The sequence below is a fragment of the Paenibacillus sp. FSL L8-0494 genome, from assembly GCF_038003695.1.
GTDB classification, from domain to species: Bacteria; Bacillota; Bacilli; order Paenibacillales; family Paenibacillaceae; genus Paenibacillus_AQ; species Paenibacillus_AQ odorifer.
Genome location: NZ_JBBOPQ010000001.1, coordinates 281,443 through 293,448, shown reverse-complemented (window position 1 = coordinate 293,448; position 12,006 = coordinate 281,443). Strand labels below are relative to the sequence as shown.

General features: G+C 42.8%; 9 protein-coding genes. 6 read left to right on the top strand and 3 right to left on the bottom strand.

The window, feature by feature from the left end:
* Positions 1 to 494: 494 nt before the first annotated feature.
* Positions 495 to 1,628, bottom strand: a complete 1,134-nt coding sequence (ald, locus tag NYE35_RS01340; protein ID WP_076107330.1) for an alanine dehydrogenase — start codon at positions 1,626 to 1,628, stop codon at positions 495 to 497.
* Positions 1,629 to 1,909: 281 nt separating this feature from the next.
* On the bottom strand, positions 1,910 to 3,136 hold the full coding sequence (locus NYE35_RS01335; RefSeq protein WP_341119916.1) for a Zn-dependent hydrolase: 1,227 nt from the start codon (positions 3,134 to 3,136) through the stop codon (positions 1,910 to 1,912).
* Between the two features lie 220 nt (positions 3,137 to 3,356).
* Between NYE35_RS01335 and NYE35_RS01330 the strand changes: the two genes are divergently transcribed.
* From NYE35_RS01330 to NYE35_RS01315, 4 genes are read left to right on the top strand one after another with little or no spacing between them, the layout of a single operon-like run.
* Positions 3,357 to 4,415, top strand: coding sequence for a glycosyltransferase family 2 protein (locus tag NYE35_RS01330; protein ID WP_326046949.1), 1,059 nt, complete (start codon positions 3,357 to 3,359; stop codon positions 4,413 to 4,415).
* Entirely contained in the window at positions 4,412 to 5,539 is a 1,128-nt protein-coding gene (locus NYE35_RS01325; RefSeq protein WP_341119914.1) for a polysaccharide pyruvyl transferase family protein, read from the top strand. Before NYE35_RS01330 ends, NYE35_RS01325 begins: the two co-directional genes overlap by 4 nt.
* On the top strand, positions 5,514 to 7,061 hold the full coding sequence (locus NYE35_RS01320) for a sugar isomerase (protein ID WP_036687254.1): 1,548 nt from the start codon (positions 5,514 to 5,516) through the stop codon (positions 7,059 to 7,061). The genes NYE35_RS01325 and NYE35_RS01320 overlap by 26 nt, the downstream gene beginning before the upstream one ends.
* Positions 7,062 to 7,080: 19 nt before the next feature.
* Positions 7,081 to 8,397, top strand: coding sequence for a glycosyltransferase family 2 protein (locus NYE35_RS01315; protein WP_341119913.1), 1,317 nt, complete (start codon positions 7,081 to 7,083; stop codon positions 8,395 to 8,397).
* On the opposite strand, the gene NYE35_RS01310 is transcribed toward NYE35_RS01315, so the two are convergent.
* Positions 8,383 to 9,483: a threonine aldolase family protein gene (locus NYE35_RS01310; protein WP_341119912.1), complete on the bottom strand. Its 1,101-nt coding sequence runs from the start codon at positions 9,481 to 9,483 to the stop codon at positions 8,383 to 8,385. The genes NYE35_RS01315 and NYE35_RS01310 overlap by 15 nt on opposite strands.
* A 157-nt stretch (positions 9,484 to 9,640) precedes the next feature.
* Between NYE35_RS01310 and udk the strand changes: the two genes are divergently transcribed.
* Positions 9,641 to 10,267, top strand: coding sequence for a uridine kinase (gene udk, locus NYE35_RS01305; protein ID WP_036687251.1), 627 nt, complete (start codon positions 9,641 to 9,643; stop codon positions 10,265 to 10,267).
* Between the two features lie 146 nt (positions 10,268 to 10,413).
* Positions 10,414 to 12,006: a spore germination protein gene (locus NYE35_RS01300; RefSeq protein ID WP_341119911.1), complete on the top strand. Its 1,593-nt coding sequence runs from the start codon at positions 10,414 to 10,416 to the stop codon at positions 12,004 to 12,006.

The window sequence follows — 12,006 nt, the reverse complement described above, 5'->3', positions numbered from 1 at the left end:
AATACCCCCTGGAAATTCTGTGTTTTAATCATCACACGATCATAATTAGGGAAATCCTCCCTAATATTCTGCACTTTAAGCATCACACGATCATAATTGGGGAAATCCTCCCTGATTTTCTTCCGTTTTGCGTATAAACAGGCATATTCCTCGTTTTTTAAGGAGGAATTCCCTAATAACAGCATTTATAAGCTATTTTCGCGTTTTTTTAGGGAGAATTTCCCTAAAGCATCTCTCCATCAAAGCCTTCACCATCGCAGAAGCAAAAACTAATCAAAATTAGCTTGATCTAGCCAACTTCACTACGTAATCTTTCCACCATCACACCACACGAGCAAACACCTAATGTATCTAATCACACTGAAACGCAATCTATTTACTTTAACACCGTACTGACAAACTTCCACCCGATCTCCTCCGCAAGAAACGCCAAACAGCAAGCTCCCCGCAGAGAGCTTGCTGTTTGGCTCATTCCATTATGGAACGTGTCTATTTTAGATCAATGTGAATGTCTGCTCCATGGCTTGCTCAACCGAATAAGGTGTCTCACCCAACGCTTCGGCAACAGCTTGGCAGGTGATTCTGCCATTGGCTACATTCACGCCGCTTCTTAGGCCGTCATTATCCTGAATCGCCTTGATCACACCTTTATTGGCAATTTGCAGGGCATATGGAACTGTAACATTTGTTAAGGCAATAGTTGAGGTCTTAGGAACAGCGCCCGGCATATTAGCCACGGAATAATGCAGCACGCCGTGTTTCACAAACACGGGATTATCATGTGTCGTCACTCTGTCGATGGTTTCTACAATGCCACCTTGGTCAATGGCCACGTCGACAATCACCGATCCCGGCTTCATGGTCTTGACCATTTCTTCGGTAACCAGCTTCGGTGCTTTGGCACCCGGAATTAACACGGCACCTACCAGCAGATCGGCTTCAGCCACTGCTTTCGCAATATTATAACGGTTAGAGATCAACGTATTGATCTGTGCTCCAAAAATGTCATCTAATTGACGTAGTCTCTCCGCACTGAGGTCGACTATCGTAACATCTGCACCTAAGCCAATAGCCATTTTAGCTGCATTAGTACCTACTACACCGCCGCCAATAATACTCACTTTACCTCGGCTAACGCCAGGAACACCGGAAAGAAGAATACCTTGTCCGCCGTAGTTCTTTTGCAGGAACTGCGCTCCCAATTGGACGGACATCCGGCCAGCTACTTCGCTCATCGGTGTTAACAGCGGCAAGGTGCGTCCATGAACAACCGTCTCATATCCGATCGCAAAGACACCTTTGTCTTTAAGCGCAGCAGCCAAGGCAGGCTCTGGAGCAAGATGAAGATACGTAAATAGAATAAGGCCTGGACGGAAATAGGGGTACTCCGTTGCTAATGGTTCTTTTACCTTCATCACCATTTCAGCGGAGCTCCAGACTTTTGCTGCATCCTCAATCAGTTGTGCTCCGGCAGAGACATACTCTTCGTTAGGAAATCCGCTGCCAACACCGGCTCCAGCTTCTACGAGCACTTGATGACCTTCAGTAATTAAACTAACTACACCCGCAGGGGTTATGGCAACACGATTTTCATTGTTTTTAATTTCTTTAGGTACTCCGATAATCATCATTCATCTCTCCCATCTAATGTAGATCCCTTATGTAAAGAATGATAACATATGATTAGCATTCCCATTTTGTTAAAAAATTAAAATATTATCTACCATGATTGTGTTTTTACACAAAGGATCCGACTTAACTGCCCATTAATCTTTAACCACTTTGGTACTCAACACAACCATCTTTATTATCTCATAAAAAAAGACACCCTATAGAGTGCCTTTTTGACGATTTTGTATGAAATTAAAGCGACTACCATATCGCATAATGTTATATTAAGTTACATGGACTATCTTGATAATAACAACATCACTGTTTCTAACACTACATTTACCCCTTTTTCGCAGTCTTCATAAGAGGTTAGTTCCTCTTCACAATGGCTTTTACCATTCACGCTAGGCACGAACACCATTGCGGATGGCAGAAAGCTGGCTACGAACTGTGCATCATGCCCTGCACCACTTGCGATCTTTCGACTGGAATAACCTAAGGTTTGAGCCGCTTGCTCCACCAAATCACACACATTCTGATCAAACCACACCGTATCTCGGCCCCAAAGCTTAGTTTTGCTTACTTCACAACCCAGCAGTTGCTCTGGCAAACCGTTAATAATGGCTTCCACTTCACGCACAATCTCCATATCTTTATGTCTGGCTTCAATGGTGAAAATCACTTTATTAGGAATGACGGTATGGATATTAGGAAGCACATTCATTCTGCCCATGGTATACACAAGCTCGGAATCGAGCGCCCCCAGCTTGCTCCGCAGCTCAATAATCAGGTCTGTGGCAGCAAACAAAGCATCTTTGCGCATCGCCATGGGGGTTGTGCCCGCATGATCAGATTCTCCCGTCACCTCAATCTCGTAACAGGCCATACCAACTACACAGTTAACCAGCCCAATCGCCAGCTCCTCTTTTTCAAGAACAGGCCCTTGCTCGATATGAAGCTCCAAATAAGCGGTGGCTTCGGTGATACGATTGCTCATTTCTCCCTTATATCCACTCTTCTCCAGCGCTTCACCAAAGCTAATGCCCGCTGGATCCTTTTTGTTCAACATAACACTTTTATCAAACTTTCCGGATAGCACACCAGAGGCCATCATCGATGGCTCAAAACGTGCCCCCTCTTCATTCGTAAAATTCATAATCGTCACCGGAACCTTCGGCTTAATCCCGTGATCTACAAGCGTCCGCACAACCTCTAGACCCGCGATAACCCCTAGGACGCCATCAAATCTGCCCCCTTTTTTCACAGTATCCATATGCGAGCCAATCACAATCGGAGGCCCGGAATTTTCGCCTGCCAATGTGGCATACATCGTCCCCATATCATCCATCTTCACAGACATTCCGAGCTCTTCACAACAGGCACGAAAATAATCCCGAACTTTAATATCCTCTTCCGTCAGCGATAATCGGGTCACGCCATTTTTATCTGTACGCCCATAATCGGCAAATGCCTCGATTGTACTCTTCAGTCTCTCACCGTTCACGAATATTTTTTGCAGCTGCATCCCAGATCCCTCCGCTTCGAACGTTTTGTTGGCTTTCTATCTATGTTAAACCAAACCATAATATTTTCATTTTACATATTGTAATAATTATTATTCACATGATGCTACAACGAGTAGAGCCAGCAATAAGTAAACTAAAGTAGTATATACAATCTTTTCATACGAGGGGTAAGCTTAAGATAGCTTATCGTCCCGTTTTACACAGGAAAGGAGCGAGCCCATGAATCTAAGCCTTGTGATCCCGGTATACAATATAGAGCAGTATATAACCCCTATGTTCAATTCACTCCTTGACCAAAGCGATCCGCATTTCGAGGTCATCATCGTAGATGATGGTTCTACGGATAACACTTACAACGTTATAGAAAAGATTCTTTCGCGTAATCCCGGCCTTTTCTGTAAAGTCATTCGAACGGAGAATCATGGAGTAAGCGCGGCTAGAAATAGGGGTTTAGCTGAAGCCACAGGTAATTATGTTCTTTTTGTAGATGGAGACGATTATGTCTCCGCAGACTTGGTCTCAACCCTTCAGTCTTATACCCAAGATGAACAACCCGAGATTATTTGCTGGGGTTATAATCATGTCTCCGAAGGCAGAGAAACTCTATTGAGCTGTACCTCTGATTTCAGCGACGTGACGGGAAGTGAAGCACTGGCGCGGATTTTCGTGAACAAGAGCTTGCGAATATGGACAGGGAGTATCGCTTATAAGCGAGAATTCCTACTTCTCCACGAGCTAGGTTATACAGAACGCTGTGTGAATGGAGAGGATCAAGAGTTCATCTACAAAGCCTTGTCCAGAGCGGCCAGAGTCATCTCAATCCCGGATATACTATCATTTTATTTACAGAGAAACTCCTCCATCTCCAACAGCTATAACGTGAATAAATTTGATGTAGTGGATGCTTTTAAAAGGGTGGATGAATATTTCAAAACCTATCCCTTTGCTGAACTAGATACGATCTCCCCATTGTTAATGAACCGGGAGCTAATTGAGAACTACTTTTTCAACCTCAAAACCTGTCTAAATGGTACGGAAGGGGTAAGCATTCAGGAATTACTTCGTGACATCAACCATACCTATCCCAAGCTCAATCAAGAAATGGATGAACTCATAAGACGTTATAGAGGAGATAATCGCAGATTAACCCTTTATATCAGAACATTTTTAATCTCCCCGCTTCTATATCACAGATTCATCTCTGTGGAGAGAGGCTTATCCAGGTTCAAGCGAAACCTACTTAAAGGGAACGGAACCCGAAAGGAATCTAGAATATGAAAAAGATGCTGATATACGCCTATACCGAATTTAATCTGGGTGATGATCTATTCATTAAGGTGCTATGCGAAAGATATCCGGATACCAAATTCAGAATTTGCGCACCACGCCTCTATAAACAATGTTTCAAAGAGCTCCCTAACCTCAAAGTGTATCCTTCCGATTCCCTTCTTCTAAGAGGCATTGGCTATATTTGCAGGAAGCTAAAGATACATAATGTGGCTCACAAATATCTGGCAGATCACTCCGATGGCGTCGTTCATATCGGCGGCTCGATTTTCATGGAGGCAGACCACTGGGCAGAGCATTTCAAGAATGCAGAAGTCATTCGTAATCAAAATAAGCCTTACTATCTGTTAGGATCTAATTTTGGCCCTTTTACAAATCAAGAATACTATGATGAGCACAAGCGGATTTTCAAGGATTATACAGATATATGTTTCAGAGAACAGTACTCTTATGATTTATTTAAGGATCTGGATAATGTCCGCTTAGCCCCAGATATTATTTTTCAGCTAGACCCGCCAGATATTCCAAACGAACCGGAGGATTACATCGTCTTATCCGTTATTAAACCTTCTGCGAAAGGTCTGAACGGTTTTGACAACCTCTATTATGAAAAAATGAAAGAACTCGCAATTTATTTCATTGAAAAAGGTTACGCGGTTCATTTCATGTCATTTTGCGAACACGAAGGCGATCAACTGGCAATTGAAGAGATTCAGCGCCTTATCGGTCCCTCCTACAAGGATGCTATGCAAGTGCATTTATATAAAACGAACATGGAAGAAGTATTGTCCGTGTTAGCTAATGCCAGATCTATTGTGGCTTCAAGATTCCATGCAATGATTCTGGGCTGGGTATTTAATAAACCGGTATTCCCCGTAGCCTACAGCAAAAAAATGATCAATGTAATGAAAGATGTTGGGTTCACAGGTCTGTATGCCGATTTCAATACGCTGGAACAGGTCCAGCCTGCACAGATTTTTGAAAGTATGATCACCTGCTCTATGGATGTCACACTGCAAGCAAAACAAGCCGAAAGGCATTTCGAGCATCTAGATACGTATTTATCGCTTTACGAAAGGGGGATTCGTTATGAAAGCCAAGCGGAGCATTCTTAACTTATCCTTTGGACTGGGAAGTCAACTCATCACGATCATCCTCGGTTTTTTTATACCCAGACTGATAATGGTCAACTATGGCTCTGAGGCCAATGGGTTGATCGCTTCGATTGTGCAGATTATTAGTTATTTGGCGCTGCTGGAAGCAGGTGTTGGAGCGGCCTCGATCCAAGCGCTTTATAAGCCGGTAGCTTCGAATAATAAAAACAATATTAACTCTATTCTGGCTGCCACCTCCAGCTATTATAAAAAAACAGGCATTTACTATTTCTTCGCCGTACTGCTACTCGCCATCGTGTACCCGCTGGTGATCTCTTCTGAGATCGATAAATTATCGATTATGGTCATTATTTTGCTTACAGGGATGGGCGGAGCGATCAATTATTATTTTCAGGGAAAATTCAAGGTCCTGCTCGCTGCGGAGGGAAAAAGCTATGTAGAGACTTCTATTGTCACTGTAGCTAATATTATGAACAGCCTGATCCGGATTCTGTTATTACTGCAAGGTGTGGACATTATTGCCGTTCAAGCTTCCTATTTTATCTTAACCTTACTTCAAATTATCGCTTTCTATATTTATATGAATAAGAATTACAAGTGGATCAACCTGAATCTCAAACCAGACTATGAAGCTATTGGCCAAAAGAATTCCGTATTAGTCCATGAAATCTCCTACTTGGTGTTTAGAAATACGGACGTACTCATATTAACCATCTTTACGAATCTAAAAATCGTCAGTATCTATGTTATGTACAATATGATTTTTACGATCGTGGATAATATCGTCCAGACCATAAACGGAAGTGTGAAGGCTGCCCTCGGGCAAAGCTACCATGAGAGCAAAGAAGCATTTATTAAATTTTATGATGCTTACGAAGTGTATTTTATGGGGCTTATCTTCTCGATTCTAACGGTGGCTTACATTTTGATTTTACCCTTTATGAAATTGTATACGGCTGGGGTAAACGACGTGAATTACATTGATATGTGGCTGCCGGTCCTGTTCGTAGTCATCAAATTATTAACCAATGCCAGAACGTCTTCCAATAATGTGATTACCATCGCTGGACATTTCAAAAAAACACAAAACCGTTCCATTCTGGAATCCGCCATTAATCTGGTGGCTTCTATTGTCTTCGTAATCTTCATGGGAATTTACGGTGTACTAATGGGAACGATAGCTGCCCTCTTATACCGCTCCATAGATATTGTAATCTATGCCAGCAAACATTTACTGGACCGCAGTCCTTGGGTCACTTTTAGAAGATGGCTCACGAATGCAGTAGTTTTTGTAGGCATTATTCTAATCATCACCGCCATCGACATCCCGATCCATTCCTATCTGGGGCTTATGATCTGGGGTGTACTTCTAGGATTTGTGATCTTGCCTGTATATTTCGTAATCGGCTCTTTAATGGAACGGGAAGTCTTCCTTTATACATGGGAACATCTCAAAAAGTATCGATATAAACTCAAAAATAAAATTAACGCTCAGCCTGAGGTAAGTGGTTTATCCAAATAACACAACAGGAGGACTGGAAATGGATCATAGCGAGGTTTTACAGCAAGCCTGTTACGTCTTTTTAAATGACCTAAATGATGAAATAAACCATTCACCCACCATCCAAATAGATGATACAGAACTATTGCAAAGATGCCGCCAGATCATAGATCAAGAACAAAATGTACAAATCAAACCTTATCTGGAAACCTTATCTGAGGTTATTCATGCTTATCTCACGGGGAGGGCTTCAGAGGATACCTTGAAATTCTATTTATCTGAACAATTCAGCATTGTTGCCAGCGATATCGATGGTTTAATTCAGGGGTTGGTTAAAATGGAAAGCCGCATTTCGGATACGGAAATTTCCTATCCAACGGTCCAGTCCTTAGCCGATTCCCCCAAGATCAGTGTCATTATCACTACCTATAATAGAAAAGCATTCCTATACCAAGCGATCCAAAGTATCTTAATGCAGGACTATCCCAATAAAGAGATTACAGTGATTGATGATTGTTCTACAGATGGCACGGAAGAGTTAATGCAGCAACACTTTGGGGCGGAGCCACGGGTCATTTACATGCGCAATGCTACCAATAGCGGACCTGGAAATAATCGCCGAAAAGCTTTCGCTGCACATGGTGATGGGGAATATGTTCTTTTTCTCGATGATGATGATTATCTGATCGACATGAATTATTTCAGTAAAGCGGTCCGCTTCCATCTCCTTCATCCCGAAATTTCATTCGTAGCTGCGAATGTGTTCCTGGAGTATTCCAAAGCCAAACAACTAAAAATCTCCAATCTGCAGCTTAGCAGCATTATTAAGAAACGCGATTATTTCATGAATTTTGAGAAAAAAGGATATCCAAAACCCGCCTCTACTTTAACTACTGTTTTTAAACGAGAGGCCTTAATGGCTATGGATATCCTAGATATGAATATGGTCAACGATGCTTCCATCTATTTGCGTTCCCTGCTGGTAGGTGATGCGGGCTTCATTGATGTGATTGCCGGCGTGTACAGAATACACGGGAACAATATCACCTTTAATCTGAGCCAAGGATTCTTAATTGAGAATCTGGAAGAAAAGAAACTCATTAAGAATATGGCCGTGCAGAAATATGGATATAACGCACAGGAAATGACGGAATGGTTCAACCATAATGCTTACGATACGATCTCATACTATTTATTAAATTCTGCAAAAGATGCTACAGACTTTAAATTCATGTACCATTGGGCGCTTAACCATTGCCCGCTGATCTACAATCAATTAAAAAATGAGTTTCGCATGAAGCTTATTAAAAAACAATTATTACGAATCTCCTTACTCCGTACGCTACTCGGCAGATGATTCGCTCATTAGCTTATCGAGCAGCAGAAAAAACTCTCTAAGCTTTTCTTTTGGGATGTCGGCATACTTGTCTCCAATGCTGATCTCACAATAAGAAGTATGTTCCCCGGTAGCTCTTATACCCGCGCTTAAACCGATTCCTGTCGCCTCATACACCGCTGACAGGATCGGTTCAATTTGTTCCTTAGACATTTGAAAATGCATGTGAAACATATTGGAGACAGGTTGAGCGGGCAGAGTGGTTACGTCGTGACATTGATTAACCCAAGCAGCAAGCTCCTTCGCGCCTTCATAATACTGCTGCATCCTGCCCTCTCTTTGCCGGAAATAATAATCAGAAGAAATGATGTACGGATATAAGCTGATTAAGTCTCCACCATGCCGCCGTTTCCATATCTTTGATTGCTTCGTAAAGTCTTCGCTGCCTGCAAGAATTGCCCCAGCGATTCCTCCAATTCCTTTATAAAAGGATATATACACACTATCAAAGAGTGCAGAGATTTCAGCTGCTGACTTCCCGTAATACGGAAGAATCTCAAATAATCTCGCCCCATCCAAATGCAATTTAATGCCGCGTGCACGGCAATGAGCAGAAATAGCTTCAAGCTCCGTGTACTCTGGCAGCTGACCACCAATCTCGCGCTGGGGTAATTCCAGCAACAGACAAGCGATATCGTCCTTTAGATTCGCCACATCCTCCAAAGTGATTAATCGGTCCTTATCCGCAAGCAAGATAGGCTCAATATGATGTAATTCCTTCATGCCATCCTGCTCATGGATCTCCAAGTGGCATAAGGGATGATAGGCTACTTTTTTCACCTCTTTTTCATCGCACCAGATTCTTAAAGCGATTTGCTGCGCCATCGTTCCGCTCGGAAAGAAAACTGCGGTTTCTTTGCCCAGGATATTCGCCATTTTCGTCTGGAAATCTTCAATCACTTCGCCCGTTCCATAGATATCAGATGCCGCACTGTTCTCTACGGCTGCCAAGGCTTCCTTCAACACTTGCACATCTCTATTCCCATTCCCTGCGATTCGATAGGCCGTTTCATTAAAAGCCTCTTGTACTGATTTTTTTCCGTTCATTCGTTGAATAACCCCTTCCGGATTTGCCTTGTCCCTAATATAGACGAATTTCCAAAAATCCCATCTTAATTTTACCCGATCTAAGGTGAAAAAACATGAGCGCTGTGCTACAATATTGGAATTGCAACGGCAATCTTAGGGAGGGTTATTGAATCACATGCTCATTATTGGTATCGCCGGCGGCACCGGCTCGGGAAAAACAACCGTAGCCCGCTCCGTCATTGACCGTCTTGGAACGGGAAAGGTAACTTTCATATCTCAAGATAACTACTATAAGGATCACTCACATCTCAGCTTTGCTGAACGTGAATCCATTAATTACGATCATCCTTTCGCTTTCGATAACGAGCTGCTCATTGAGCATCTTAAATCTCTGCGCGAAGAACAGACCGCATTCGCTCCAGTGTATGACTTTACAGTCCATGCCCGCTCCACTACAGAGACGGTAGAACTGAAGCCAAACAATATTGTAATCATTGAGGGACTCCACGTCCTTTCTGACGAGAATCTCCGTGAAATGCTCGACATCAAGGTATTCGTGGATGCCGATCCTGATGTGCGTATTCTCCGCCGGGTCCTTAGAGATATTGAAGAACGTGGACGGAGCATCCAGTCGATCCATCATCAATATTTGAGTACAGTTAAACCCATGCATGAAGCGTTTATCGAACCATCCAAAAAATACGCTGACCTGATCATCCCTGAAGGTGGCCATAATGAGGTTGGTATTCAGTTGTTGTCCATCCTAACGGAGAAGCATTTATATAACGATTGGACGTCTTAAAGTCTTAATTAAGCGCTTCTAGCTAGCTGCAGAGAATCTCTCTGCGGCTTTTTTGGTGTGTATGAACCCATCTATGGATCAGAATAATCCCACCTCATTATGGTAATAGCTATATTTACAGCACCAGCGGAAGAGGGATAACAACAATGGGATTTCTGAACAGAACAATAACAAAAGTTTTTAAGAACCCTTCATTAGGGCACCCCAACCCCACTAAAGAATTACCTAAGGAACTTATTAAAGAAAAACTTCAAGATAATATTCAATATATAAAAACAACACTCGGCAATAGTACAGATCTTGTGATTAGAGAATTCTTTATTGGTTCCAAACACCAGATTAAAGCAGCTATTTTCTATACAGATGGATTGGCGGATAGTAAAGCTATTCAGGATTTCATTCTGGAATCACTAATCTTAGAACTTCCAGATCCAAGTCTTGATACACAAACAGCCAACTATCAATTATTAAAAGATCACATGCTCACTGTAGGGGATATTAAAGATGCGACGGAGTTCAATTCTTTATTCACCTCTCTATTATCCGGAGATGTGATCCTCTTACTCAATGGATATACCAAAGGGTTCACCATAGGCATGCGTGACTGGAAAGACCGTGGCGTAACGGAAAGTGCCACTGAAACGGTGATTCGTGGACCAAAGGAAGCCTTCACAGAAAGCTTACGCACGAATACCGCATTAATCCGGCGGAAAATAAAAGACCCCAATCTTTGGTTAGAAACACAGCAAATTGGACGTGTAACACAGACAGACGTAGCCCTCATGTACATCAATGGCATTGTTAGTGATGAGATTCTGCAAGAAGTACACTCACGTTTAGATCGGATCGACATTGACGGTATCCTGGAAAGTGGCTATATCGAAGAATTAATCGAGGATGAAACCTATACCCCATTTCCAACCATCCATCATACGGAACGTCCTGACGTTATAGCTGCTGCTCTTATGGAAGGAAAAGTAGCCATATTAGTAGATGGGACTCCTATAGTAATGACGGTGCCTACCTTATTCGTTTCCTTCATGCAGACAGCGGAAGATTATTATCAACGTGCCGATGTCAGCACCTTAGTACGGATGCTTAGATACTTCAGTATTTTCATTTCACTACTAGCCCCATCTTTGTATGTAGCTATTACTACCTTTCATCAGGAGATGCTGCCCACAACCCTGCTGATCAGTCTAGCTGCACAACGGGAGGGCGTACCGCTTCCAGCATTTATTGAAGCACTCTTAATGGAGCTTGCCTTCGAGATTATAAGGGAAGCGAGTGTACGAATGCCTCAAACCATAGCCCAATCTGTATCCATTGTAGGCACCCTGGTGATTGGGACTGCGGCAGTTGATGCCGGCATTGTTTCTGCTGCCATGCTTATTGTCGTCGCTATTACTGCTATCTCCAGCTTTGTGCTGCCATCCTTCGATCTTGCCCTGACCATCAGAATGCTCCGTTTCCCGATGATGTTCCTTGCTGCATCTTTTGGTTTGTTCGGTATCATCATCGGGGTTATTGCGATAGTTCTTCACATGTGCAGCTTACGTTCCTTTGGCGTTCCTTATTTGAGCCCGTTTGCTCCCTATAATCTCGCCGATCAAAAGGACACCTTTTTCCGAATGCCGCATTGGGCTATGTTTACCCGCCCTAAGCTAATCAATAAAAAAAATATCGTTCGGGAAAAGAGCACACCACCGGAAAAACCGGGAGATCTCACAGAGGAATAG

Excerpts from the sequence above, each read along its gene's own strand:
- NYE35_RS01325 (WP_341119914.1), top strand. The coding sequence starts at position 4,412 with ATGAAAAAGATGCTGATATACGCCTATACCGAATTTAATCTGGGTGAT.
- NYE35_RS01335 (WP_341119916.1), bottom strand. The coding sequence starts at position 3,136 with ATGCAGCTGCAAAAAATATTCGTGAACGGTGAGAGACTGAAGAGTACA.
- NYE35_RS01300 (WP_341119911.1), top strand. The coding sequence starts at position 10,414 with ATGGGATTTCTGAACAGAACAATAACAAAAGTTTTTAAGAACCCTTCA.
- NYE35_RS01315 (WP_341119913.1), top strand. The coding sequence starts at position 7,081 with ATGGATCATAGCGAGGTTTTACAGCAAGCCTGTTACGTCTTTTTAAAT.
- NYE35_RS01330 (WP_326046949.1), top strand. The coding sequence starts at position 3,357 with ATGAATCTAAGCCTTGTGATCCCGGTATACAATATAGAGCAGTATATA.
- ald (WP_076107330.1), bottom strand. The coding sequence starts at position 1,628 with ATGATTATCGGAGTACCTAAAGAAATTAAAAACAATGAAAATCGTGTT.
- NYE35_RS01320 (WP_036687254.1), top strand. The coding sequence starts at position 5,514 with ATGAAAGCCAAGCGGAGCATTCTTAACTTATCCTTTGGACTGGGAAGT.
- udk (WP_036687251.1), top strand. The coding sequence starts at position 9,641 with ATGCTCATTATTGGTATCGCCGGCGGCACCGGCTCGGGAAAAACAACC.
- NYE35_RS01310 (WP_341119912.1), bottom strand. The coding sequence starts at position 9,483 with ATGAACGGAAAAAAATCAGTACAAGAGGCTTTTAATGAAACGGCCTAT.